Consider the following 23,052-nt stretch of genomic DNA (forward strand, 5'->3'; position numbering starts at 1 on the left):
CCGCGTCACGAATCGCCCTCGGCGACGTCAGTTAACGGTATAGCCCGCTGTCGGCGCGACCCTGCGCCGGCCACGCTTCATACCACCCGACCGAACGGCCCACATGTCTTCGCTTCTCCAGTCGACGTCTTACCTGCTCGTCATCGTCTTCCTCACGTACGTGGCCTTCATCCTCGTCCCGTACCTCAAGCTGCAGGCCACCCCGCCCGGAGACCCCGCGCAGTTCCTCTGGCACGCGCTCATCCCCTGCCGGGACGAGGAGTCGGTGATCGGCGACACGATCGCCACGGCCCGGGCAACGTTCCCGCAGATGCACATCTGGGTGATCGACGATGACAGCGACGACGAGACCGCTGCGATCGTCGAGTCATTGGCCGGGAGCGATCCGATGGTCCATCTCGTGCGACGCGTGCGGCCCCATGCGCGCACGGGCAAGGGGCCGGCCCTGAACGCGGGTTACGGCGCCGTGAGCGCGTGGCTCCCGCACCCGATCGATCGGTCGCGAGTGATCGTCGCCGTCCTCGACGCGGACGGCGAGCTCTCCGGCAATGCGCTCGCCGCCGTCTCGGCCGACACTCGTTTCGCCGACCCTCGCGTGGGCGCCGTGCAGCTCGCCGTGCGGATGAAGAACCGCGACGAATCCAACCCGCTCCCCGGCAAGGGCCGCATCGCGAATGCGTTCTCGTCGTGGCTCCTCCGCATGCAAGACGTCGAGTTCCGCACCGTCATCCTCGCCATGCAGTCGCTGCGTTCGAAGACCGGCACGGTGGGCATGGGTGGCAACGGCCAGTTCACCCGGCTGTCGGTTCTCGATGCGATCACCGAGACCTATGGCTCGCCGTGGCACGGCTCGCTGCTCGAGGATTACGAACTCGGCCTCCACGTGATCTTCGCGGGCTACCAGAACCGGCAGGTTCACGACTCCCATGTTTCGCAGGAGGCCGTCCCCACCCTCTCCCGACTGACGACCCAGCGCGCCCGATGGGGACAGGGGGTCATGCAATGCATGCGTTACCTGCCCACCATCCTTCGGTCCCGCTTCTTCGATTCGACCGGCGTACTCGAGGCCGGGTACTACCTCCTCCTTCCGGTCATTCAGCTCGTCGGTTACGCGATCTTTCTCAGCCTCCTCGGCAGCCAGATGCTCGGGATCGCGTATGACCGGGCCCTGCGCGAACTGTGGTGGTCGAATCTCGGGGGAATGAGCATCCTCGTCCTCCTGTTCGGGATCGGTCCCTTCGCCATCTGGGGATTCGTCTACAAGCTCCGCTGCGAGCCGGACCTGAGCTGGCGTCGCGCCACGCTCATCGGCGTCACGCTGTGGCCCTATCAGCTCTATGTCGCGGCCGCATTGGCCAAGGCCGTCTACCGGCTGGCGCTGGGGAGGAACGGGTGGTCCAAGACTCTTCGCGCGGCCGACACGAAGAACGCGGGCACGATCGCGATCGAGGCCTGAACCCCGCCGGCGGCGACAGGGTAGTCGCCGGCAGTGACGGGCACCGCACGAAGTGCTTTTCCCGGTACCGTGAGCGCTGAGGCCGGGTGTTTCCCGACCGACGGGAGATGCGGTGGAGAAGCGATGAAGGTCAGCGATACCAGCGACTTGTGGTGGAAGAGTGCCGTGATCTACTGCCTCGACGTCGAGGTCTTCATGGACAGCAATGGCGACGGGATCGGAGACCTCGGCGGCCTCGCGGACCGGATCGACTATCTGGCCGAGCTCGGCGTCACGTGCCTGTGGCTGATGCCGTTCTATCCCTCGCCCGACCGCGACGACGGCTACGACATCTCGGACTTCTTGGGTGTGGATCGGCGGCTCGGCGATTTCGGGGACTTCGTGGAGGTGATCCGGATCGCTGAGGATCGCGGGATCCGCGTCATCGTCGACCTCGTCGTCAACCACACGTCGATCGAGCATCCCTGGTTCAAGGCCGCTCGCGCGAGCCGCGACTCGCCCTATCGGGACTTCTACGTCTGGCGCGACGAACCACCGAAACATCAACCCGAGCCGGTCTTCCCCGATCAGGAGACCAGCAACTGGCAGTGGGACGAGAAGGCCGGCCAGTACTACCAGCACGTGTTCTACCGCCAGCAGCCCGACCTGAACATCGCGAATGAACGGGTGCGCGACGAGATCGCCAAGGTGGTCGGATTCTGGGTGCAGCTGGGAGTGTCCGGCTTCCGGGTCGACGCTGTGCCGTTCCTCCTGGACACGACCGGCATCGTCGATGGCGCACAGCTGCTGCCGGACCCGCACGCCTACCTCCGCGACCTGCGATCGTTCCTCGATCGACGTTCCGGACAGGCGATCCTTCTCGGCGAAGTCAATCTCGACCGCAAGCAGCAGAACACCTTCTTCGGCGGCACCGAAGGCGACGAGCTCACGATGCAGTTCGATTTCATCAGCATGCAGAAGATGTACCTCGCTCTTGCCCGCGAGGACGCGCGTCCCCTGGCCAAGGCCCTTCAGAGTCGTCCGAAAGGGTCGCCGGACATCCAATGGGCCAATTTCGTGCGCAATCATGACGAACTCACCCTCGACAAGCTCACCGGGAAGGAGCGTGCAGAAGTCTTCGCCGCGTTCGGTCCCGAAAAACGGATGCAGGTCTTCGACCGTGGACTCGTGCGCAGGCTCCCGCCGATGCTCCAGGGTGATCCGCGCCGGATCCGCATGGTCTACAGCCTGATGTTCTCGCTGCCCGGGACCCCCGTGCTCTTCTACGGAGAGGAGATCGGGATGGGCGAGAATCTGGACATTGGCGGGCGGATGTCGGTTCGCACGCCCATGCAGTGGAACGCCGGCCGCAACGGAGGCTTCTCGACGGCGCCGGCCGGCAAGCTTCGCAACGCCGTCACGCCGGGCGGGTTCGGGCCGGAGCACGTCAACGTCGCGGGGCAGCGGCGCGACCCGGACTCACTCCTCGCCTTCATGCGCACCCTCATCCGCCATTACCGGAATGGCAGCGAGCTGGGGTGGGGCGCCTTCGACGTTCTGGAGCAGCCCGACAAAGCGGTCCTCGCGCACACTCTCACACTGGGCGAGCGACAGGTCATCGCGGTGCACAACTTCGCGTCCGAACCACGGCAGGTGCAGCTCACGCTCCCCGCCCCGCATGACCGGAGACTGATCGACGTCTTCACCGACGCGGACCTGGCGGTCGAGAACGGCGCACTGACGGTGCCCCTCGAAGGCTACGGCTTCCGCTGGCTGCGGATGGTCCCGCTGGACGACACCGGCTTGTACTAGGTCCGGTCCCGGACGGGCATCGTCCGGGCGATCACGGCACGGCGGCGAACGTCTCGGGGTAACTCCCCACCCACGACCACCGGCCCGGCGGCCACATGATCACGAACACGCGGCCGACCACGCCAGAGACCGGCACCGAACCACCGCCGGGGCCGGAGGTGTGAAAGCGCGAATCCGCCGAATGGTCCCGGTTGTCGCCCATCACCCAGAGGGATCCCTCGGGCACCGTGACGGAGAACGGCACGAGCGACGCGTCCTTCTGCTCCGGCGGGAGGAGGATGTACGGCTCGGTGATGGCCACTCCGTTCACGGTGACCTTGCCCTCCGCCGTGCAGCAGGCGACATGGTCGCCGCCGATGCCGATGACCCGTTTGACCAGGTGCTGATCGCTGTCCGCCGCGGAGAGCCCGACGGCCGTCAGCGCCTGGTCCAGCCAGCCGGGGGCCGGCCCGCTCCGTGCCGGAAGCCAGTTGCCGGGATCCCGGAACACCACCACATCGCCGCGGTGGATGCCGGAGAGCCGCGGGCCGATCTCATCCACCACCACCCGATCCCCGATCTGCAGCGTGTTCTCCATCGACTCCGAGGGAACGAAGAACGGCCGGATCAGGAACGTCTTCACCAGGAAGGACACCAGCAGCGCCACAACGACGATGACGACCACGTCGAGCAGCCCGCGCCAGACTCGTCGGCCGAGTGGACGCTGACCGTCGCGGTCGGCTGGCGTGGCCGATTCGCTCACGGTGTCCTCCCCTCGGCGTCGCTCGGAGCGCGCTCACCGTACCGCGGGGATACGCGCCGCGGATAGCGCGTCATGATCGCGGTCCTCCCGCGTCTTGAAGAGTGAGGGAAAGAGGACGACGTATGCCTAACTGGCTCACCGAAGACCGGGGCGTGTCACGGCTCGTTTCGAGCCTCGCCATCGGTGTGGTGACGGTGGGGCTGATGCTGCTGCGCACCCTGTGGCCGGTCACGGTCGGCATCGGCGATGTCTACGACGGTCAGCAGCGCTATGTCTGCCAGCTGGGACTGGTGCCCGCCGACCCGGCGGTGCCGCTCTACCAGAAGTTCGCGATCCTGGACTGGATTCCGGGACCGCCGAGCATCCGCGAGGACTGCATCCTCTACCCGTCCGTCCAGATCTGGTTCCTCAAGGCCGCACAGTGGCTGAGCGGCGGGGTGAATCTCGATCTCCGCTGGCTCATCCTTCTTAACTGCGTGGTCGTCGGCATCGTCGTCGCCCTGATCGCTTTCACGATCCGGCGCGGACTGCTGTGGCGCATCGCCTCGGCTCTGGCGGTGCTCATCGTGCTCTCCGACGGCGTGTTCGTCGGCTACGCCGGGGGCCTGTACGGCGAGTTCCCTGGTCTGCTCGGCATCATGCTGTGCGCCGTGGGTGCTGTCTATCTGTTCTCGCCCGGCCATACGACGGCACTGGCGGTTCTGCTGCTCGCCATCGGAACCTTCCTGACGGTCGGCTCGAAGACGCAGGCGGTGAGCCTCCTCGTTCCCATTGCCGCATTGGGCGTCTACTGGGTGTTCCAGCGCGGCCGCCGCACGTCCTTCCGCCCCCGGCGCAGGCTCCGCACTCGCGTGATCCGCTCGGGACTCGTGATCGTGTTCCTTGTCCCCGCGGTAGCGGTAGCGACGTTCCTCATGCGAAACAACCCCAAAGCCTTCCAGGCGGTAAACCCCTGGGAGCTGATCGCGGTCGGCATCCTCGGCCCCAGCGAGGACCCTGCGGCCGATCTGAAGGAAATGGGCTTCCCCGCCATGTTCGCCAAGTACGCGGGCCAGCCCGCCGGTGGCAGCGACATCATGACCACCTCTGCGTGGACGGAATGGGCGCCTCACATGACGTACGAGACAGCGTGGGGCTTCCTGCTCCGGCACCCGGGTAGCCTGCTGCGTATCCTGAATCAGGCGGCGGCGGACTTCTTCTCGGTGCGTCCGGGCTACCTGGGATCGTTCGAGATGAGCGTCGGCAATCGGCCGGGGGCACAAGACTTCTCGTTGTTGACGCCGCTCGGGCATCTCACCGGCAACGGTCTCGTCGGGTTGATCATGTTGTGGGCGCTCCTCGTCATCGGTGCACTGATCGCCTGCGCTCGATCCGCGCGCTCCAGCTCGCGCCGGGCCTACGCCATCGCGATCATGCTGATGGTCGCGTTCGCCTTCGTCCAGTTCTTCACGGCCGCGCTCGGGGAAGCGGTGGAAAACACGCGGCACATGATCTACGCGATCTTCTCCACAGCCCTCGCGACTGTGTTCCTGCTCCCCGCGTTCACCGCGGAGCGTGGACTCGACGCGCTGGCGATCGAACCGGATGCGGTCCGCGTCGGGTCGGCGTCTACGGCCGCCGCAGACCCGCCCCCGCCGGCCTGGGACCCGGGAGGTCAGGCGGCTCCGCGCCGATCGTAGACAGCCAGGTAGCGGTTGGTGAGCAGGGCGAACGTGGCAGCCTTCAGGATGTCGTTCAGCTCGTCCGACGGAATGCACGCGATGGTGGCGCAACCGCTGCGCGCCGTCCGGTTGGCGACCTCGAGCAGCCACGTCTGCTGCGGGGTGCCGGCCGAGTAGCTGGTTTCGGCGTACCGGCGCAGTTCTGCGGGGGTGCGTCGGCCGTGGTGGGCGACGAGGGCTCGGAGGCTGATGGCGGGGAGGGTGCTGGTCGGCATGGCGGGATTCTCTCTCGGGTCGGTCGTGCGGGCGTTACGGGATGTGGACGAAGATCGGGTTGCCCCAGATGGCGCGGTGCGAGACGTAGCGGCCCCAGTCGGGCGAGTCGATGATGCCGCCGGCACCGTCGTAGATGCCGATGTGCTCGCCGGGGTAGACGACGAGGTCGCCGGCCTGGGCCTCCGCGGCCGAGACCTCGACGCCGCGTGATGCCTGGGCGGTGACGCCGCGGGGAAGGTCGACACCGAACTGGCCGTACACCCACTGGGTGAGGCCGTCGCACATGAATCCGTTCTCGGGGCTGGCGCCCGCCGAGTACGGGACCACGCCGACGTACTGCATCGCAAGCGCGACCATGGCGTTCCCGTCGCGAGCGGCCGCGACGGCAGGCGCGGGCACGGGAGCCGGCGCGACGGGGGGCGCCGGGGCGCGGACAGCCGCGGGCGCGGTGTCGGCACCGTAGCTGCTTGGCGCGTTCGCGTGGGCGGGGAGGGTTCCGGCGACGGTGAGGGCGCCGGCGACGACGGCGATGCTGCAGGTGATGGTGGCGATGCGCATGGGATGTGTTCCTGGTCGGGGGACGGGCGAAGTGGGGTGGACGATCGGGCTCAGGCGGCGACGAGCTGAGGGGCCGGGGCGTGCAGCTCGGCGAAGGCCTCGCGGAGTCCCGCCCGGGCGCGGCAGGCGAGCTGCGCTGCGGCGTTGACGCTCATGTTCAGCAGCGGGGCGAACTCACTGGGCTTCATGGACTCGACCTCGCTGTACCAGAGCACCTCCTGCCAGCGGGTCGGGAGGCTCTGGAAGGCGCGCCCGGAGAGCGTCCGCTCCTCCGCGGCGAGCGTCACAGCCTCGGCGCAGTGCGGGTCGGCTCCCTCCGGGGCCTCCTCGTCGTTGACGTGCTTCTCGCGTCGTGACCAGTCGATGGCGATGCGGTGGATGGACCGGAACAGGTAGCGGCAGAAACCGTCCTGCGGGCCCTTGCCCTCCTTCAGCTGGGCGAGGATGCGGGTGAACGCCTCCGAGACGAGGTCATCGGCGTCGAACTGGTTGGTGAGGCTGAGCGCGAAGCGGCGGCCGGCGCCGGAGTGCCGGGTCCACAGCTCACCGAAGGCGGTCATGTCACCGGCTCGCGCACGGCTGCTGAGAACGGCGTCGGGGGCGGAGGAGGTGCGCATGAAGAACCCACTTTCGGATTGGAATGAGCGACCACGGCCCAGGGCGGGCTCGGGGGTGCGCATCCAACGAAGCGATGCGCTGAGGGAGGGAAGTCCGTGAGGAGTTCCTCGTCAACCTCGTGTAATCATACTAGCAGACTAGTATGATTACACGCAAGTCGTGCTCCGCTCAGCGCAGGGCGCGGGTGGCACCGATGAGGCAGGTGCCGGTGGAGAGACGCGGGGCCGACGACGACCCATAGCTGCCATCCGGTGAGAACTGGCCGATCACGCATCCGGTGTCGGTGCGAGCGGCGAATTGGAGGGACGGGGCGGCCAGGCCGATGCTCGTCCTGTCCGGCGTCATCTCGAGCGCCTCGATCGGGTAGCCCGCCGAGGTGAGGCCGGTGATCAGGTCGTCGCCCGTGGCCCCAGGGTGCAAGGCGATGGTCGCCCGGTTGACGGCGTCGAATCGGGCGAGCTCGACGGCCGCCGCGTCAGGCGTCGGGTTCGCCGTCGCGGACGTGTGGGGCGCCGCGCCCGCGTCAACGGTTCTCGACGCCCCGCCGGCCGGAGCTTCGGGGCTCGCGGTAGCGGGTTGCGACGTCGCGGTAGCGCATCCGCTCAGCGTGATCAGGGCCGCGGCCGCGATGATGGCGATAGGAACGCGCCCGTGCCTGATTCCGATCATGACCCGACCGTTCCTTCCTGCGGGCCGAGCAGGCTGTCGACGAACGGGAAGACCCAGAGAGTGAGGGAGGTGAGCACCCCGGCGATCAGCGCGAGCAGCAGCAGGATGCGCACGAAGAGCGGGCCGGGCAGCAGTCGCCACAGTGTTGCGTACATGCTCAGGCTCCGTTCGCGGTGATGTGGGAGGCGATCTCGGTCGGGGTTGCGGTCCTGAACCCGGAGAAGGTGTTGTACGCGATCAGGCGCTCGCCGGCGTGGAAGGGCGGGTTGCAGGTGGTGATCGTCATGATGCGTTCCTCGGGCACGACGCCGGGCGCCATGGGGACCGCCTGGATCACGTCGACCTGGCTCGGCTGCACGTACTGGAAGTTCCGGAAGGTGTACGTGTACCAGCCGTCGGCGGTCTGGACGTAGATGTTGTCGCCGAGGCGCAGCTTCGACAGATCGATGAAGGTGTTGCCCCAGCCCGAGTCGTGACCGGCGATGGCGAAGTTGCCGACTTGACCGGGCATCTGCGTCCCCTTGTAGTGCCCCACACCCGCGTCGTAGCTGTTGAGCACCTTCTGGGTGTCGACCGTCTGCCGGATGGTGCGCTTCCAGTCCGCGCCGAGCCGTGGCACGTAGATCACCGCGAAGGGCTGGTAGTCGGCCGGCTCAGCGAGAACGGGAACCTGTCCGCCGCTGTCCGCGGCCGTGTCGCGTGCCTTACGCGCCGCCTGATCGGACAGCTGCTGGGACTGCTGGGCCGCGGCTCCGGTCTGCTGGCTGGCGACGACCAGGTTGTTCAGCCCGGTCTGCCAGCCGAGGAAGAGGAGCACGATGAGGCCGAAAGTGACCAGCACCTCCCCGAAGACGGCGAGTGGACGGACGGGCCGCCGTGGGGAGCGGCGCTTGCGGGCAGGGGTGGGTAGGGACATGTTCGGGTCCGGGCTTCTATCGGGCTAGTGCGACGGATGGGGAGGGGAGGGTGGTCGGCCGTCCTCACTTCGAACGGGAGCTGATGGCCTTCTTGTTGCGTCGTCCGGTCATGATGCGCAGCATGATGATGAGGGTGGCGACGATCCCGATCAAGGCGAACACCGTGCCGACGACCAGGTGCGACCACTCGTAGCCGTCGTGGTCCCAGATCAGGGTGGCGAAGGCGATGATGGCGATCCGGGTGAGGTTGACGGTGACGATGAGCGCGAGCCCCACAGCGAGGCCCACGGCCCAGCGGACCCAGGTGACCCGGGGGAGCAGGCCGATCATGACCGCGGCGAAGAGCAGCGTCGGCACCAGCAGCACCAGGGTTGTGCATTCGATGGTGATCTGCAGACCGAGGTAGTGGCTCGGATCGGTTTTGATGACGAACTGGTCCTGGAAGGCGAAGACGTCGTGCCCCAGGAACGGCTTCAGGACGGCGGTCATGACTCTGGCCTCGAAGATCCGGAAGGCCTCCTGGCCGAGGACCAGCATCACACTGAGGGTGACGAGGGCGGCTGCGGTCAGCAGCCGGACGGCTCGGCCCACCTTGCCTGGGCGGCCACCAGAAGCAGCCAGGTCGGGGGTCGCTGTCGGGTGGACGGTCAGGCTGGTCACGGGTGTTTCCTCACTGTTCGGGATGAGGGGCTCGCGGTGGGCGCGTATCCGGGCGTCGAGCCCGGGCCCATCGGGGGCCGAAGCGGGTTTTGCTCTCACAGGTAAAAGACGGACGGAGTTCCGGTTCATGACACCGCGATGGCCGGCCTTCGGCGACCTCTCAGCTTGTGAGCGGATCCCGACGAGGGTTACCGTCGGCGCCGGAAGGGGACCGACGCCGACGGCGCGTGCCTTCACTGCCCGAAGTGAAGGACTTGGGTTGCCCGAGCCCGACCAAGGACAACCTCACCTTTTAGAGACGTAACCGGGCTCGTTTCATGACGCGAACCGCCGAACAATGTTCCGGCTCAGGCCAGGGGACCGTCGCTGCGGGGCGAGAAGTACGCGGCGGTGCTGCTGGCGGCTCCATAGCGGCTGCCGTCGCCCAGGCGGACCAGGATGCTGTGATAACCGGCCGTCAGGCCGTCGCAGCTGAGGACGGTGAGTCCGTCGTCACCGGTGCTCGAGTCGCAGGACAGCGGGTTTCCGTCGGCGAGCACCTCGGCGGGAGCGGAGCTCGGGTCGAGCAGGATCCGCAGGCCGAGGCCACCGGAGGGTGTGATCGATCGGATCGGCGGAGGGTCGGCCACGGCGACCGCGACGGTTCCGCTGGCGACCGCTCCCGCTGCTGTCTGCTGGACCGCCCTGATGTCGTGGGTGCCCGGGGTGAGAGTCGTGAGTGGCGCGCTGATCCATGTGCCGTCGCCGTCCGCGGTCGCCGAGCCGACCATGGTGTCATGGTCGTCGACCAGGCTGATCTCGGCGCCGGGGGCTGCTGTTCCGCTCAGAATCGGGTAGTACCGGCCGTCGGGGCCGGTGTCCGTCGTCCGGATGGCGGGTACTGTCGCCGGCTGCTCGATCGGGCTGGGCGACGCGAGCACATCGTCTGTCGTGGGGACGGTCGGGGGCGCCTCCGGTCGTCCGGGATCGACGGACGTCACAGGGGGCGACGCCTCCGGGCCGTCGACATGAGGGGCAGCGCCGGTCTTCCGCCCCGCAGGAGCCGTGGCGCTCGGCTGTTCGGACGGAGGTGTGACCGCTGTCGGGGTGCTGGCCGTCGAGGAGGGGCCGTGCGCGCCGGCTGCGGCCGGCTCCGCGTCCACAGTGCCGCGATCGATCAGGCCACCGATCACGAGCAGGGCCGAGACGGCGGTGAGCGCCGCGATACCGGACAGCCCTGCCCCCGAACCGGCTTGCCCTGCCCCCGCACCGGCCTGCCCTGCTCCGGCACCGGCTTGCCCTGCTCCCGCACCGGCCGGCCCCGACTGCAGGAACGACGCAGGCAGAGGCGCCGCGGTCGCCGCGGTCGCGGGACCATTGAGCTGCAGCCACGCGGTGTAGGCGACCCCTCCCGTGATGCCGGCGGAGAGCGGGAGCAGCACCAGGGTGAGCCGCGACCCGACGTGGCGGGCCTCTTCGGCGGCGGTCATGCAGCGCGGGCACTCCCCGAGATGGGCGGTCAGACGCTCCCGGTGCTGCCCCTTCAGCTTGCCGCGTTCGTTCGCGCCGAGCTGGCTGAGTGCCCACGCGTGCTCGCTGTCCTCCTCGACCGCGGCGATGTGCGCCTGGATCCACGCCTGACGGAGCCCTTCGCGGGCGCGGAATGTGAGGGCCGAGACTCCGGCGGCGTTCATCCCGAGGATCGGCGCCAGCTGCCGCGGGGCCAGCTGCTCGATCTCGGTGTACCAGAGCGCCTCCTGCCACCGGGCGGGCAGCGTCCGGAACGCGGTGACCGTCAGCGAACGGTCGAGGGCGGCGAGCGTCGACTCCTCGCTGAACTGGAGGTCCTCGAACTCGTCCATGGTGTCGAGCGGCAGCGGCGCGGCCTTCCGCGACCATTCCATCGACACGTTCCGGATCGAACGGTACAGGTAGGAGCGGAACGCCGTCTCGGGCCCCTTGCCACGCCGGATCAGTTCGAAGATGCGCGTGAACGCTTCCGAGACCAAGTCTTCGCGTTCGTACCGGCTGGTGATCGATCCGGCCATCGCCATCCCGGCCCCGGAATGGCGGCGCCACAACTCCGCCATGGCGTCGTTGTCGCCCTCGCGGGTCGCGGTCACCAGGTCGACGTCGGACGAGGCTTCGGCAGTTCTGCGGCGCATGGCGGGAGGTCCTAAAGGGAAGGGGAGAGGGGGAGCGGGAGGGGGCGATGGTCGGTATCACAGGCTCGCTGGGTGCCGCTCGCCGGTTGTACCGGCCGGCGTGCGATCGAGCACGTATCCGGCCGCCGTGCCGGCGAGAGCGCTGAACCCGATGAGCAGGATCAACCCGCCCAGAATGGTCGGATTCAGGCCGTGGATGCTCACGGTGAGAAAGATGACCGCGATGCTGACGGCTGCGCCGAGTGCCGGCATGACCGTCTGCATGCTCGCCGACCGCAGGACGGTCGTCTCCGGCTCCGGGGCGTCCGGGTCGGTCGCGGCCTCCGGCCGAACCACGGCGATGAGGAGGCGGAGGATGCTGCCGAGCAGCAGGGTCAGAGCGGCGACCGTGAGGATCCAGCCCAGGTAGTACTGCCCCGTCGCGAACCAGAGGGTGAGCAGCGTCGCGACGGCGACGACGTCGACCGCCGTGGCGATGACCCTCAGCCGTTGCGGCGCGTCGAGACGCCGGCTCATCCGACGGATCAGGAGGGTGCGGGCGGCGACCCAGACCAGAACGGCGAGCAGGAAGAGGACCTGGCCGAACACGGTTCCGCTCACCACGGTGTCCCCTCCGGTCGTCCAGAGGATCCAGCTCGTCAAAAGCGTGCCGCCGAAGTCGAGGATCGCGGCGGCAGCCACGGCCCCGACGAGGAGCAGTCGATCGGCGGTCGTCGGGTGAAGGGTGGTCTTCATGGGGACTCTGGCTTTCTCTTGGTGCTGGACGGCTCTCAGGCCTCGATGGCGATGCTGCGGGAGGTGACGATGTCGCCGGCGCGCCGGGTCTTGGCCCAGCCGTTCTTACCCGTGAGGATGCGGATGGCACCCTTCGTGATGGAGGCGACCACGTACAGCTGGTAGGGCCAGAGGCTCGCCCCCAGCAGGATGGTGCGGCCCCAGCTGAGGCTCGGCTCGCACCGGAGCTTGTAAATGAAGCCCCAGATCGCGAAGGGTCCGATCCCGAACACCAGGGTGAGCAGCACGAACGCCCAGGACATCGAGAGCCACTGGTCGCGGACGGCCGGATCGGTGACGAGGCCCACGACCTGGTTGCCGAACAGCCACAGGAACACGGCGGATCCGACGAGCTGGACCAGCGGCAGCAGCAGGAAGTAGATGGCCTCGAGGGCGCCGGCGGCGTCGAAGTTGCTGGAGCGCAGGATGTGCGGCAGGTAGCGGATGCACTGCATGTTGCCCTGCGCCCATCGAGCGCGCTGGGTGATCAGGCGCGACAGCGTCGGGACGGCCTCCTGGGAGACGTGGGCGTCGTGGACCTGGCGGTTCTGGTAGCCGGCGAAGATGACGTGGAGTCCCAGCTCGTAGTCCTCGAGCAGCGCGCCGTGCCACGGCGAGCCCTGTGACTCGGCAATGGCGTCGAGAACCGACAGCCGGGTGAACTGGCCGTTGCCGCCCATCCCGACGGTGCCGGTCTTGGAGCGCAGTGCCTGCATCCCCAGGATGACCGTGCGGAACTCCACATCCTGCAGCCGGAGCAGCCAGGACGAGAACGCGTTGGCGATGCGTCCCCTGCCGGCGAGCGGCCGGGCGTCGGCGCGGTTCTTCATGTGCACGGCGAGCTGGGCCGCACCGACCTCGGGGTCGGCGAAGACGCTGTCGGCCGACACTGCGGCGAGGGCGTTGGGCGCCAGCGCGCCGTCGGCGTCGACGACGGCGATGATCACCCGGGAGCGGTCGGTGTCTTCGGGCAGCCAGGCGTCCAACTGTGCGTACGCGGCGTTCAGCGCGTCGCCCTTGCCGGTGCGGGCCTCTGGGCGGCGGCGCTGGACGAGGTGGACGAACGGGTCGACGTCGGCGGCCGCGCGGACGATGGCCGCGGTGTCGTCGTCGCTGTCGTCGTCGATGACCCACACGTGCATCTCGGGGAAGGTCTCGCGGGAGTGCGCGATCGTTGCCGCGATCACCGACTGTTCGTCCCGGCACGGGATGAAGGTGTGCCAGAGGAAGCGGTCCGGGTCGCCCGGCGCCGTGGGCTTCTGGCGCAGGTAGGGCACCAGGATGAAGACGACGTAGGTGAGGAAGAGGATCACCAGGATGAAGGAGATGGACTGCAGGAGGGAGAACACGGTCGGGTCCGTTCGGTTGGGCGGTGCGGAGCGGGACGGGAGGGGCGAGGCGGACGGGTCGGGCGTCCGGCGGGATCGGTCAGGCTGTGGCGCTGAGCCGGGAGCGGCCGCGTCGGACGGCTTCTTCGGGGGAGCTGCCGTCGGCGATGCTGCGGGCGATGTGCGCGATCTGGGCGGTGGCGCTGCCGTCGCCGTACGGGCTCGGCAGGGAGCGGAGCCGGGCGGGAAGGGTCTGGTCTGCCAGCATCCGGTTGGCGATGGCAGCCAACGGAAGCTCGGGCGTGATGAGCTGCGCGAAGCCCGCGTCGACCGACTCGGGGCGCTCGGTCGAGCGGCGCAGCACCAGGAGCGGCTTCTTCAGGACGGTGCACTCCTCCTGCACTCCGCCGGAGTCGGACACCAGCAGGGCCGCCTGCTTCGCCAGCGCGAGGAAGCCGGTGTGGTCGACCGACTCGAGTAGGTGCAGCCCGGTGGTCAGGTCGGAGAGCGCGAACCGCTCGATGGCCGCTCGGGTGCGGGGGTGAGCGACCAGCAGGACGGGCGCCTCGATCGCGGCGAGTTCCGTCAGAGCGCGACGCAGGGCGGCCGCGTCGTCGGTGTTCTCCGGGCGGTGGATGGTGGCAAGTACGTAGCCACCCGGCTGCACGCCCGCGGGAAGGGTGGGATCGGCGACCGCACCGAGGGACTCGATGGTGGTCTCGACGATGGTGTTGCCGGTGAGGGCGATCCGGTCGGCGCTCACGCCCTCGGCGGCGAGATTGTCTGCGTTGTGGGTCGTCGCAGCGCAGTGCACGTCGGCGAGGACCCCGGCGACGAGTCGGTTGAGCTCTTCGGGCATGGCCCGGTCGCGCGAACGCAGGCCGGCCTCCACGTGGATCACCGGGACGCCGGCGTAGTTTCCGGCCTGGGCGCCGGCGGAGACCGTGTTGGTGTCGCCCTGGACGATGACGACCGACGGCGGGTTGGCGGCGAATTCCTCGGTGAGCGCCTGCAGCGCGGCTGCGATCTGGGTGCCACGGTCGCGGCCGCCGACGCCCGTGAGGACCACGTCGGGCTCGGCGAGGCCGAAGCCGGCGAACTGTGCGCCGGCGAGCTCGGAGTCGTAGTGCTGACCGGAGTAGACGACGCGGGCGCGGGAACCCAGTTCGCGGATCAGGCCGGCGAGCTTGATGATCTCCGGCCGGGTGCCGAGCACGACTGCTACGTCTTTGGTGGCCAAGCGATGTCCTCCTGTGTTCACGACGTTCGCGAGCGGGTTGCTCGTTCGATCCGTGCATTGAAAGGACGACGCGTGGTCGTGAACATGACGCGTGGGGCCGCCGTTCCCGGCGGAGTCACAGGAAGAGGCCCGAGGACTACCCCTTCGTGGTGGTGCCCGGGCGGGGCGCCGCCGGGAGTGGACGGTCCAGCTGGAAGATCCGCTCGATGGCCAGCTCCGACGCGACGGCGTCACCCGCCGTCACTGCCGAGCGGACGTCGTCGTAGATCGACTGGAGCTCGTCCCAGTCGCGCCGCAGGTTGATCCGGGTGAGCGAGATCCGGAACAGCTTCGCTTCGATCAGCTCGTGCGTCGCTTCGACGAGAACGGGGTTTGGGCAGTTGTCCCGAAGCACCAAGTACAGGTCGTAGTTGCGCTGCAAGTAGTCCTGAGGTCGGCGCTCACGGAGGGTGTCCTGCACCCGCGTCAGCGCGGCCAGCAGGTCTTCCGTCGCCTCGGGTGTGAGCGTGGGGAGGGTGACACGTGTGATCGCACCGACGAGGGCTCCCAGCGTCTGCAGATCGTAGATCGCGGTGGCCGGATCCGGATCGGCGACGCGGGTGAACCGCTGCGCCTGGACCTCGACAAGTCCCAGCCGGCTGAGTTCGATCAGAGCTTCACGGACGGGCGTCCGCGACATCCCGAGCCACTCCTGCAGTTCGGCGTCCCGGAGTTCCTCCCCTGGTTTGAGGGTGCGGTCCAGGATGGCCGCCTTGATCTTCTCGATGGCCACCTCCCGAAGGGACTGACGCCTGGCACGCTGGGGCTCCGGAGAGGGGATGGGCACGCGGATCCTCCAAACACCGCCGACGTGACGGCGGTGCCTAAATACTAGGACATCGCGTCGTCCACCCCCTGCGAGCGCCGTGCTACGTTGACGCGTGATCGCCGCTCCTACTCGGCGACACCACAAGGGGGAGACGATGTCGTTCCAGGCCTACCTCGACACCATCGAGGAGAAAACGGGCAAGACGCCGCGCGAGCTGCTGACTGAGGCGGAAGCGAAGGGTTTCGGACCCGGCACCAAAGCGGGCGACATCCTCGCGTGGCTCAAGGAGGACTACGAGCTGGGTCGCGGCCATGGCATGGCGATGGTGCACGTGATCACCAAGGGGCCGACGATCGACGCGAAGTTCGTGGGAACGGACGGTGTCCACCGCGACGCGTCCGACACTCTGTGGCTGGATGGCAAGGCCACCAAGCCGGCTCCCTGAGAGCCGACGCGTACTCTGCAGGTCAAAGGAGCCGACGGAGGAGAAGCACGACGTGAACGTAAACCTGAACCCGGCGCAGTGGACCGGCCGCGACCTGCGCCTCGCCGCGTGACCGCCCTCCCGACCGACGCTGAACGCCGCGTCGCCCTGCGGCGGATGAAGGCGCTCGCGACGACTCTGCTCGCGGCGGCCGCCGTCGTGTTCGCGGTGGCCTTCGCATTGCAGGACCGCTACCCGTGGCTCGGGTTCGTCCGCGCCGCCGCCGAGGGCGCCATGGTCGGCGCGCTCGCCGACTGGTTCGCCGTGACCGCACTGTTCCGGCATCCGCTGGGGTTGCGCATCCCGCACACGGCGATCATCCCCACCCGGAAGGACGAGATCGGAGCGAGCCTCGGCGAGTTCGTGGAGACCAACTTCCTGTCCGACGAGGTGGTCGCCGGCAAGCTCGGCACGATCGACCTGGCGGGTGCGGCTGCCGGCTGGCTGTCCGAACCGCGGAACGCCCGCCGCGTCGTGGCGGAGGCGTCGAGCGGCCTCGCCGGGCTCGTCGCCGTCCTCGACGACGACCGGATGCGGGAGGCGGTGGAGGCGGTCCTGCGCGCGCACCTCGTCACGCCGCTGTGGGGTCCGCCGCTCGGACGCCTCGCCGAGCGCGTGCTCGACGGGGACGGACATCACGAGGCGATCGACCTGCTGCTGGACCGGCTCGACGAGTGGCTGGCGGCCCACCCCGAGGCGTTCGGGCCGGTGGTGTCGCGGCGCCTGCCTTCCTGGCTGCCGTCCTTCGTCGACCGCGCGATCGACGAGCGCCTCCACACGGAGGCCCGCCGGTTCGTCCGGGATGTGCGGGACGACCCCGACCACCGCCTCCGCCGTTCGCTCGACGAGTACCTCGCCGAGTTCGCCGACCGGCTGCAGCACGACGACGCCACCATCGAGCGACTGGAAGCGGCGAAGGGACGCGCGTTCGACGATCCCCGGATCCGCGAGCTCGCCGCCTCCGCGTGGGCGGCCGCGCGCACCGCCGCAGTCGACGCGCTGGCGGACGAGGACGGCGAACTCCGCGCCCGGGCCGAGGCGTTCGTCGCCGATGTCGCCCGGCGCATCCTCGGCGACGCGGAGCTGAGCGCATCCCTCAACACCCGGCTGACGGACGCCGCGCTGCACCTGGTGACCAACTACCGGAGCGACATCTCGCACGTCATCACCGAGACGGTCCAGACGTGGGACCCGGCCGAGATCACCGACAAGATCGAGACCCAAGTCGGCCGCGACCTCCAGTTCATCCGCATCAACGGCACGGTGGTGGGTGCGCTGGCCGGGCTCGCGATCTACACCGTGGCCACGGGAGTCTCGGCCCTGCTGTAGGTGCGGATGCCGCGGCGCGATCGCCCCTTGCCATGCCGCAGCCGACCGCAGTGCAATGGCCCCATGAAGAACAAAACAGGTCTGTTCGGGATGCGGATGCCGGACATCCCGCCAGCTCGGCGAGCACTCTTCGTCGGGGTGATCATCTGGAGCCTCGCCTGGAAGGGCGCGTCGCTCTGGCGCGCGGCCCGGAACGGCAGCAAGCCGTGGTTCACCGCCCTGCTGCTGTCGAACACGCTGGGTGTACTCGACGCCGTCTACCTCTTCGTCGTCGATCGTCGCCAGGTGAGCTTCCGTCTGGTCGAGGAGACCATCCTGGCCGAGACCGGCGAACCGGAGCAGGGCGGCCACTGGGACGAACCCCGCGGCCCGACCGGGCCCTGAGCGGGTCCGTTGCCGCTGCGGACAACGGACGGTCGCTCTCACTTGTCGATGACGATGGGCGTTCCGAGCGGGAGCGCGTCGATGGCGTCAACCGCGTCGCCGCTGAGGCGGAGGCAGCCGTGAGAGACGGCTCCGGTGGCCGATTGCTGGAAGTGCAGACCGATGAGGCCGCCGTCGGCGCCGCCGTAAGGCTCGTCTGCGCCGGTGGCGTGTAGGGAGGTCAATTGGATGCGGTGCTTGGTCTGGTCTTGTGCCGGGTCGAGGTAGCGCGCCTGTAGGTAGCCGGTCACGCCGGTGGGCGTGGGTGTTTGGGTGGTGCCGACGCCCACGGGGAAGGTACGTGTCGGCACACCCGCGGCGGTCGTTATGACGAGCGTCTGGCGGGATACGGATACCACAATGCGGTTGGGGATGGCGCCGAAAGGCAAGAGAGATGCAGTAGGAAGCCAAGCGGCGGTCTGCGCCGGGGCGGGGTGCTCGGCAGTCGCCTGCGAGGGGAGGATGCGTCTGCTGGGTGTCAGCACCTGGGTCCAGGCGCCCCGTGTCCTGACCGGGACCACGACAGTTGGTTCATCGAGGAAGTTCTTCGCGGGGATCCGCGCGATCGGAGTGCGGAAGTCGTCTCCGTAGACGGGGGTGTCAACGGGCACGCTCATGGCGACCGAGAATGATGGATCCGCCGGCGCTGGGAGAAGCTCTGGGATCACGGCGTCGAACGCGAGTGCGGGCAGTTCCGCAATCCTCGACGAGGTCAATGGACCAGGAGGAGTGGGAACTGGGGACGCGCTGGAGTTGGGCCTGGGCGAGACGTGCGCCGCATATGGCGCCCGTGACGGTGCTGCCTGGGTGCGTGCGAGCGACTGCTCGCATCCTGCCAGGCAGACCGTCACGGTGGCTACGACGACGGCCGCGATGATGCCTCTGGGGAGCCGCACGGGTCGGAATCGAGTGGCGTCAGCCGGAAACGACCGGGAGGCGTCGGCCGGGCGTTGTCGCACGCGCGAAAGGACTTGGCACATTCACGCTTGGGGTGCCCACACCCGTGATGACGACGTCCCCACCGAACACCCACAGGACGAGACGGTCGATTCTACCGGTTGTCACGTGCGTGAAGGTCAGCACAGGGTTGCCCTCACGGAGAGTGCCGCTGGTGTAGACCACGTGCGCTGTGACACCACCATGCTTGTCGGCAAAGACCCTGATCGGCGCGAAGGTTGGTGCGTCCGCGGCGCCGCCTGTCTCAGCCGCAATGATCACCTCATCTCCTGGCGCGTAGCCGAGTGAGCTGTGCACGTCCACGCCCGCGCCGGGGTCGGATAGCTGGGCAGTGCTGAGCCACTGGGCTCCGTCGATCGCGCGTGCGTTCCGGACATCCACGGTCTCAGTCACGCTCGTGGTCCCGTCTGTTGCCGTGACCTGGAAGTCTTCCGTCGGGAGCAAATATCGCTCCCCGGGGAGATTGCAGGGGAGCTGGGCGGCGAAGGAGCCGTCCGGCTGCGCCACAACCTGGGTCTGGCTCGTGTACTGCGTCCGCTCCGTGAGTTGCCCGGTGACCGTGATCATCGCCCCGGGGGCGAATCCAGCCCCCGCCACGTCGAGGGGTGTCATGGTGAAGTCGAGGACGTAAGGCTGCTGAATGGTGAGCGAAGGCCCCGCCGCTGACGCGGGAGTACTGGCGACGAGCACGCTCGCAGCCGTGACGAGAAGCGCTGTGGCGGTTCCGACGAGTCGGCGACGGAGTTGAAATGTTTGCATGACGAGCGAGGATATTTGCGCACTACGGGGAGGCGCAAAGGCGCGGCCTTCAGGTTGTTGCGGTAGCCGCTGTGGCGGCGACGAGTACGCCCCGCAGGGCCGCTGAAATGCAGGCGTTCCCGTCCTCTCCGGTCGTCGACCACATGCTGGCCGGTATATCGCGGTGGAGCGGTCGGGCCATCGTCGGAATGCGCCGCATATCCTCCTTCGGTTCGAGGAGCAGTGGGCGGAAATCGCTCCACAATGGACCGGCGATCCGCTTGATCAGGCCCGGCCCCCGGGATAGCTTGGTCCATCATGAGCCGACCCCTCCTGTCCCGCACTCGCGTCTGGGTACGCGTGCGCCCGGGCGAGGTGCCGGTGAGCAGGAACGAGTGGATCGGTCTTCGGGATGCGACGGCCGCCAGGGTGCGGGCGCTTCCCGTGTCCCGTAACCGGAACCGGAAGCACCGGCGCCGGACGGACCGCGCGGCGTAGAGAAGCCGCTTCAGAGGGCCGGCCCCCGGTCAGCCCGGTGGCTGAAGCCCGAGCATCGGGTAGAGCAGGCGGATGCCGCCCTCGAGTCCGCCCATCAGCGCGCCGCGGCCGTGGCCTCCCGTCGCCAGGTCGACGAAAGCGGTGCCGATGCCCGCTCCGCTGGCGGCGGCTTTCGCTCGGAGGGCGACGTGGTGATACGCGGGGTCATCGCGGCACGCCGTGAAGATCGCGGTCATGCCGGGGTGGTCGAAATGACGGAGCTTCGCGAACGGCTTGCTTGCTTCGTACGCCTCCGCGTTCCCGTTGAACGCGTCCCGCAGGGTGGCCTCGGGATGTTCCGCCCCTGGGAATTCCTCGCCGGAGATGTCCAGGATGTTGCTGAACACCTCCGGGTGATCGACCGCGAAGGAGAGCGCGCAGAGGCCGCCGTTGGAGTAGCCCGCCGCGGTCCAGAACCGGTGGTCGTGGGTGACGGGCAGGTGCTCCGTCGCCCAGGCGGCGACATCCTTCGTGATGTAGGTTTCGGCATGGCCGAGGCGGTCGGTGTCCAGGCAGAGCGTGTCCGTGTACGGGTTGCCGAGCTGATCGGCGACGACGACGACCGGGGCGAGGCCGTGGTGCGTCGAGGCGAAGCGATCGAGGACCTCGGCGATCGGTTCCGGGTCAGGGTTTCCCGGCTGTCCCATCATCATCACGATCATCGGAAGCGCAGGCGGGTGCTCCACCTGCGCGGCGGGAGGGAGGTAGACACCTGCTTCACGGGCCGCGAAGCCGCTGGCCGCAGCGGGGATCGTCGCGGTGCCGACCAGGCCGTGTCCGGGCATGCCCGCCGGGGGAGACCAGTGCTTCCAGAGCAGGGAATCGTAGCTTCCCGACGTTCGCGGGGGAGGGGCCAGCGTCAGGGGCTTGGAGGCAGCGATCGCCAGCACGCTGCCGACCGTGCGGTTGAGTCCGTAGTTCGCGTTGATGCCGATCGCTGCTGAGAGGACGAAGACCGGAATGGCAGCGATCGCGACGACCGTGCGCCAGGCTGGTCGGCTGCCGATGCTCACGATGGCGATGGCCGAGCCGATGAAGGCCGCGGTGATCCACGCGTAGTTCCCGAAGCCGAGCGACTCGCCGAACAGGTTGAGCCATCGGATGCACACCAACCAGGTTGCGACCGCGGCAACGATGCCGGCTGCTGCCGCGATCGACACCCTCCACACTCGCACGCGCGTGGGCCGGCCGAAGAGCAGCGCACCGGCCAGGAGCGCCGCCAGGGTGAAGAGGACGATCGGCAGCGGACCGTTGACCACGTCGACGTCGAGCAGTGCCTCGAACATCCCCGACCCCCCTTGCCGACTGCACGGGGGCATCAGTGGAGGACTCTGGAAATCGAACCAGACATGTCGCCCCGATAGGCGAGTCCCCCGCGAGCAGTTCGACTATACAAGTCGACCAGGTGCGCGACGTTCCATTCGGATTCTGCGCGAGGGGAGTGTCGGAGCCGGATGCCGGCGCTAGGACTCGTCCGGTGCTTGCCGGAGCGAACGGACCATGCTCTGCAGGATCCGGAACGCGTCCGACCGCTCGGGGTCGGTCAGGCCGTTGAGCATCCTGAGCTCGACCGATCGAACCGCGGAGGTTGCCTCGGCGAGGCTTCGTCGGCCTCGCGCCGTGAGTTGCGTGGGCAGCACCTTGCCGACTGGCGGTGCTGCCGGTCTCGTCACATAGCCGTCTCGTTCGAGCGCCTGCAGCAGCACGTTCATCGACTGCCGGGTCACGAACGCGCCGCGGGCCAGCTCCGAGTTCGAGAGGCCCGGACGCTGCGCCAGCAGTTCGAGGCAGGAGTAGTGCGTCACGGTCATCCCGAGCGGCCGGAGCACCTCCTCCATGGCTGTGCGGAGGGCGCTCGACGCCTCTTTGAGCAGGTAGCCCAGCGACGTCTCCAGGTCGACGCCGACACCCTCTTGACTCATGTCAGTATTCTGACATAGCCTTGGTGTGTCAGAAAACTGACACACAAAGAAGGAGCAATACGATGCCCGTGACCGGCCCCGATTTCATCTCGTTGCAAGCGCGCGACCTCGACGCTTCCCGGGTCTTCTACGAGCAGTACCTCGGCCTGGTCCGCTCGCCCGCCGGGCCTCCGCACGCGGTGGTCTTCGACACGAAACCGATCGCCTTCGCGCTCCGGGACGTCGTCCCGGGCACCGATCTCACCTCGGTCCCTCAGCCCGGCATCGGCGCGGCGATCTGGCTCCACGCCACCGACGTCCAAGCCATTCACGACCGGCTCGTCGCGGACGGTCACACCATCGTCGCGGCCCCGATCGACGGGCCCTTCGGCCGCACCTTCACCTTCGCAGACCCCGACGGCTACCAGATCACGCTGCACGATCGGGCCTGACCCGGGTTCCGGGCGGCGTCCGGAAGTAGACCGGCGCGACCGCTGCCGTCGCGATGAGCGCGAGACCGATCATGACGCAGGCGATGACCGGAAGGCCGGCCAGATTGCAGAGGAAGGCGAGCAGGATGAGTCCCAGGACGAACCAGGCGGCCCACCGCTGCGTCCAGTAGGCCGCCGTGCGGGGGCCCGATCGCCAGAGGGCCTCCGTCTCGGCTCCGCGTCGGCCGGCGAATCGGCTGACAGCCGAGATGGTGACCACGAAGACGAGGGCGCACCATGACCAGCGGAGACCGAGCGGGTCGTCGAGCCCCAGCGCCAGTCCCGCAAAAAACACGGCGAGCAGCGCGACCGGCAGGGCGAAGCTCAGATAGCCATACGGCCCGAAGGTGGCTGAAGACGCTCGGCGTCCGACACCCATCGTCGCCCCACCGACCTCGCGATTCTGCAGCATGAGCCGACCCTATCGGGCGCCATCGGCTCGCCCGGGCTTGCGGTCAACCTCGGCCACGGAATGGCACGACCGGGCCTGACCCGGCCGGCCCCAGACGGAAACGCCCCGCACCCCTGAAGCTCAGGGCGCGGGGCGATC

General features: G+C 68.5%; 26 protein-coding genes. 8 read left to right on the forward strand and 18 right to left on the reverse strand.

What is annotated here, in order from left to right; all coding sequences use genetic code 11:
• Positions 1-103: 103 nt before the first annotated feature.
• Positions 104-1,456, forward strand: a complete 1,353-nt coding sequence (locus tag P3F85_RS01930) for a glycosyltransferase family 2 protein (protein WP_374009578.1) — start codon at positions 104-106, stop codon at positions 1,454-1,456.
• 123 nt (positions 1,457-1,579) lie between these two features.
• A complete protein-coding gene (locus P3F85_RS01935) occupies positions 1,580-3,247 on the forward strand; it encodes an alpha-amylase family protein (protein WP_374009579.1) in 1,668 nt (555 codons plus the stop codon).
• Between the two features lie 31 nt (positions 3,248-3,278).
• On the opposite strand, the gene lepB is transcribed toward P3F85_RS01935, so the two are convergent.
• Positions 3,279-3,989 (reverse strand): signal peptidase I, encoded by a 711-nt coding sequence (lepB, locus tag P3F85_RS01940; RefSeq protein ID WP_374009580.1) that lies wholly within the window; start codon positions 3,987-3,989, stop codon positions 3,279-3,281.
• Between the two features lie 122 nt (positions 3,990-4,111).
• Between lepB and P3F85_RS01945 the strand changes: the two genes are divergently transcribed.
• On the forward strand, positions 4,112-5,668 hold the full coding sequence (locus P3F85_RS01945; protein ID WP_374009581.1) for a hypothetical protein: 1,557 nt from the start codon (positions 4,112-4,114) through the stop codon (positions 5,666-5,668).
• Here the strand turns inward: P3F85_RS01945 and P3F85_RS01950 are convergent.
• The 12 genes from P3F85_RS01950 to P3F85_RS02005 form a co-directional block, all read right to left on the reverse strand.
• Positions 5,644-5,925: a hypothetical protein gene (locus tag P3F85_RS01950; protein WP_374009582.1), complete on the reverse strand. Its 282-nt coding sequence runs from the start codon at positions 5,923-5,925 to the stop codon at positions 5,644-5,646. The genes P3F85_RS01945 and P3F85_RS01950 overlap by 25 nt on opposite strands.
• Before the next feature lie 34 nt (positions 5,926-5,959).
• Entirely contained in the window at positions 5,960-6,484 is a 525-nt protein-coding gene (locus tag P3F85_RS01955; RefSeq protein WP_374009583.1) for a C40 family peptidase, read from the reverse strand.
• A gap of 50 nt (positions 6,485-6,534) precedes the next feature.
• Positions 6,535-7,101 (reverse strand): RNA polymerase sigma factor, encoded by a 567-nt coding sequence (locus tag P3F85_RS01960; RefSeq protein WP_374009584.1) that lies wholly within the window; start codon positions 7,099-7,101, stop codon positions 6,535-6,537.
• Positions 7,102-7,270: 169 nt separating this feature from the next.
• Positions 7,271-7,771, reverse strand: coding sequence for a DUF6993 domain-containing protein (locus P3F85_RS01965; protein ID WP_374009585.1), 501 nt, complete (start codon positions 7,769-7,771; stop codon positions 7,271-7,273).
• Positions 7,768-7,926 (reverse strand): hypothetical protein, encoded by a 159-nt coding sequence (locus P3F85_RS01970; protein WP_374009586.1) that lies wholly within the window; start codon positions 7,924-7,926, stop codon positions 7,768-7,770. Before P3F85_RS01970 ends, P3F85_RS01965 begins: the two co-directional genes overlap by 4 nt.
• Before the next feature lie 2 nt (positions 7,927-7,928).
• A complete protein-coding gene (locus tag P3F85_RS01975; RefSeq protein WP_374009587.1) occupies positions 7,929-8,687 on the reverse strand; it encodes a class E sortase in 759 nt (252 codons plus the stop codon).
• A gap of 64 nt (positions 8,688-8,751) precedes the next feature.
• Positions 8,752-9,348, reverse strand: a complete 597-nt coding sequence (locus P3F85_RS01980; protein ID WP_374009588.1) for an exosortase/archaeosortase family protein — start codon at positions 9,346-9,348, stop codon at positions 8,752-8,754.
• A 347-nt stretch (positions 9,349-9,695) separates the two neighbouring features.
• Positions 9,696-11,492 carry a sigma-70 family RNA polymerase sigma factor gene (locus P3F85_RS01985; protein WP_374009589.1) on the reverse strand — a complete coding sequence of 599 codons (1,797 nt, stop codon included), beginning with the start codon at positions 11,490-11,492 and terminating at the stop codon, positions 9,696-9,698.
• A 57-nt stretch (positions 11,493-11,549) separates the two neighbouring features.
• Complete coding sequence (locus P3F85_RS01990; RefSeq protein WP_374009590.1) at positions 11,550-12,227, reverse strand: hypothetical protein; 678 nt, start codon at positions 12,225-12,227, stop codon at positions 11,550-11,552.
• Between the two features lie 35 nt (positions 12,228-12,262).
• Positions 12,263-13,615 (reverse strand): glycosyltransferase family 2 protein, encoded by a 1,353-nt coding sequence (locus P3F85_RS01995; RefSeq protein ID WP_374009591.1) that lies wholly within the window; start codon positions 13,613-13,615, stop codon positions 12,263-12,265.
• A 79-nt stretch (positions 13,616-13,694) separates the two neighbouring features.
• Entirely contained in the window at positions 13,695-14,834 is a 1,140-nt protein-coding gene (gene wecB, locus P3F85_RS02000) for a non-hydrolyzing UDP-N-acetylglucosamine 2-epimerase (protein WP_374009592.1), read from the reverse strand.
• A gap of 136 nt (positions 14,835-14,970) precedes the next feature.
• Entirely contained in the window at positions 14,971-15,660 is a 690-nt protein-coding gene (locus tag P3F85_RS02005) for a GntR family transcriptional regulator (protein WP_374009593.1), read from the reverse strand.
• Between the two features lie 136 nt (positions 15,661-15,796).
• Here P3F85_RS02005 and P3F85_RS02010 point away from each other — a divergent pair, with 136 nt between their 5' ends.
• From P3F85_RS02010 to P3F85_RS02020, 3 genes are all read left to right on the forward strand, one after another.
• Positions 15,797-16,087, forward strand: coding sequence for a DUF4287 domain-containing protein (locus tag P3F85_RS02010; RefSeq protein ID WP_374009594.1), 291 nt, complete (start codon positions 15,797-15,799; stop codon positions 16,085-16,087).
• A 108-nt stretch (positions 16,088-16,195) separates the two neighbouring features.
• Positions 16,196-17,455 carry a DUF445 domain-containing protein gene (locus tag P3F85_RS02015; protein WP_374009595.1) on the forward strand — a complete coding sequence of 420 codons (1,260 nt, stop codon included), beginning with the start codon at positions 16,196-16,198 and terminating at the stop codon, positions 17,453-17,455.
• 63 nt (positions 17,456-17,518) lie between these two features.
• Complete coding sequence (locus P3F85_RS02020; RefSeq protein ID WP_374009596.1) at positions 17,519-17,839, forward strand: DUF5652 family protein; 321 nt, start codon at positions 17,519-17,521, stop codon at positions 17,837-17,839.
• Between the two features lie 38 nt (positions 17,840-17,877).
• Here P3F85_RS02020 and P3F85_RS02025 read toward each other — a convergent pair whose 3' ends face one another.
• Entirely contained in the window at positions 17,878-18,495 is a 618-nt protein-coding gene (locus tag P3F85_RS02025) for a L,D-transpeptidase (protein ID WP_374009597.1), read from the reverse strand.
• 298 nt (positions 18,496-18,793) lie between these two features.
• Entirely contained in the window at positions 18,794-19,447 is a 654-nt protein-coding gene (locus tag P3F85_RS02030; protein WP_374009598.1) for a hypothetical protein, read from the reverse strand.
• A 444-nt stretch (positions 19,448-19,891) separates the two neighbouring features.
• On the opposite strand from P3F85_RS02030, the gene P3F85_RS02035 reads away from it, so the two are divergent.
• Entirely contained in the window at positions 19,892-20,071 is a 180-nt protein-coding gene (locus tag P3F85_RS02035; RefSeq protein ID WP_374009599.1) for a hypothetical protein, read from the forward strand.
• Between the two features lie 29 nt (positions 20,072-20,100).
• On the opposite strand, the gene P3F85_RS02040 is transcribed toward P3F85_RS02035, so the two are convergent.
• Positions 20,101-21,396, reverse strand: a complete 1,296-nt coding sequence (locus tag P3F85_RS02040; protein WP_374009600.1) for an alpha/beta hydrolase — start codon at positions 21,394-21,396, stop codon at positions 20,101-20,103.
• Between the two features lie 177 nt (positions 21,397-21,573).
• Positions 21,574-22,032, reverse strand: a complete 459-nt coding sequence (locus P3F85_RS02045) for a MarR family winged helix-turn-helix transcriptional regulator (RefSeq protein ID WP_374009601.1) — start codon at positions 22,030-22,032, stop codon at positions 21,574-21,576.
• Positions 22,033-22,094: 62 nt separating this feature from the next.
• Here P3F85_RS02045 and P3F85_RS02050 point away from each other — a divergent pair, with 62 nt between their 5' ends.
• Positions 22,095-22,463: a VOC family protein gene (locus P3F85_RS02050; RefSeq protein ID WP_374009602.1), complete on the forward strand. Its 369-nt coding sequence runs from the start codon at positions 22,095-22,097 to the stop codon at positions 22,461-22,463.
• Here the strand turns inward: P3F85_RS02050 and P3F85_RS02055 are convergent.
• Positions 22,441-22,914, reverse strand: coding sequence for a hypothetical protein (locus tag P3F85_RS02055; protein ID WP_374009603.1), 474 nt, complete (start codon positions 22,912-22,914; stop codon positions 22,441-22,443). The genes P3F85_RS02050 and P3F85_RS02055 overlap by 23 nt on opposite strands.
• Positions 22,915-23,052 lie beyond the last annotated feature (138 nt).

This window comes from Leifsonia sp. T36S-04 (assembly GCF_042465655.1).
Lineage (GTDB): Bacteria > Actinomycetota > Actinomycetes > Actinomycetales > Microbacteriaceae > Leifsonia.

What these genes read in the sequence shown, in the direction of transcription:
- P3F85_RS01930 (WP_374009578.1), top strand. Translation starts at nt 104, where the DNA reads ATGTCTTCGCTTCTCCAGTCGACGTCTTACCTGCTCGTCATCGTCTTC.
- P3F85_RS01935 (WP_374009579.1), top strand. Translation starts at nt 1,580, where the DNA reads ATGAAGGTCAGCGATACCAGCGACTTGTGGTGGAAGAGTGCCGTGATC.
- P3F85_RS01945 (WP_374009581.1), top strand. Translation starts at nt 4,112, where the DNA reads ATGCCTAACTGGCTCACCGAAGACCGGGGCGTGTCACGGCTCGTTTCG.
- P3F85_RS01950 (WP_374009582.1), bottom strand. Translation starts at nt 5,925, where the DNA reads ATGCCGACCAGCACCCTCCCCGCCATCAGCCTCCGAGCCCTCGTCGCC.
- P3F85_RS01955 (WP_374009583.1), bottom strand. Translation starts at nt 6,484, where the DNA reads ATGCGCATCGCCACCATCACCTGCAGCATCGCCGTCGTCGCCGGCGCC.
- P3F85_RS01960 (WP_374009584.1), bottom strand. Translation starts at nt 7,101, where the DNA reads ATGCGCACCTCCTCCGCCCCCGACGCCGTTCTCAGCAGCCGTGCGCGA.
- P3F85_RS01965 (WP_374009585.1), bottom strand. Translation starts at nt 7,771, where the DNA reads ATGATCGGAATCAGGCACGGGCGCGTTCCTATCGCCATCATCGCGGCC.
- P3F85_RS01970 (WP_374009586.1), bottom strand. Translation starts at nt 7,926, where the DNA reads ATGTACGCAACACTGTGGCGACTGCTGCCCGGCCCGCTCTTCGTGCGC.
- P3F85_RS01975 (WP_374009587.1), bottom strand. Translation starts at nt 8,687, where the DNA reads ATGTCCCTACCCACCCCTGCCCGCAAGCGCCGCTCCCCACGGCGGCCC.
- P3F85_RS01985 (WP_374009589.1), bottom strand. Translation starts at nt 11,492, where the DNA reads ATGCGCCGCAGAACTGCCGAAGCCTCGTCCGACGTCGACCTGGTGACC.
- P3F85_RS01990 (WP_374009590.1), bottom strand. Translation starts at nt 12,227, where the DNA reads ATGAAGACCACCCTTCACCCGACGACCGCCGATCGACTGCTCCTCGTC.
- P3F85_RS02010 (WP_374009594.1), top strand. Translation starts at nt 15,797, where the DNA reads ATGTCGTTCCAGGCCTACCTCGACACCATCGAGGAGAAAACGGGCAAG.
- P3F85_RS02020 (WP_374009596.1), top strand. Translation starts at nt 17,519, where the DNA reads ATGAAGAACAAAACAGGTCTGTTCGGGATGCGGATGCCGGACATCCCG.
- P3F85_RS02025 (WP_374009597.1), bottom strand. Translation starts at nt 18,495, where the DNA reads ATGAGCGTGCCCGTTGACACCCCCGTCTACGGAGACGACTTCCGCACT.
- P3F85_RS02030 (WP_374009598.1), bottom strand. Translation starts at nt 19,447, where the DNA reads ATGACACCCCTCGACGTGGCGGGGGCTGGATTCGCCCCCGGGGCGATG.
- P3F85_RS02035 (WP_374009599.1), top strand. Translation starts at nt 19,892, where the DNA reads ATGAGCCGACCCCTCCTGTCCCGCACTCGCGTCTGGGTACGCGTGCGC.
- P3F85_RS02040 (WP_374009600.1), bottom strand. Translation starts at nt 21,396, where the DNA reads ATGTTCGAGGCACTGCTCGACGTCGACGTGGTCAACGGTCCGCTGCCG.
- P3F85_RS02045 (WP_374009601.1), bottom strand. Translation starts at nt 22,032, where the DNA reads ATGAGTCAAGAGGGTGTCGGCGTCGACCTGGAGACGTCGCTGGGCTAC.
- P3F85_RS02050 (WP_374009602.1), top strand. Translation starts at nt 22,095, where the DNA reads ATGCCCGTGACCGGCCCCGATTTCATCTCGTTGCAAGCGCGCGACCTC.
- P3F85_RS02055 (WP_374009603.1), bottom strand. Translation starts at nt 22,914, where the DNA reads ATGCTGCAGAATCGCGAGGTCGGTGGGGCGACGATGGGTGTCGGACGC.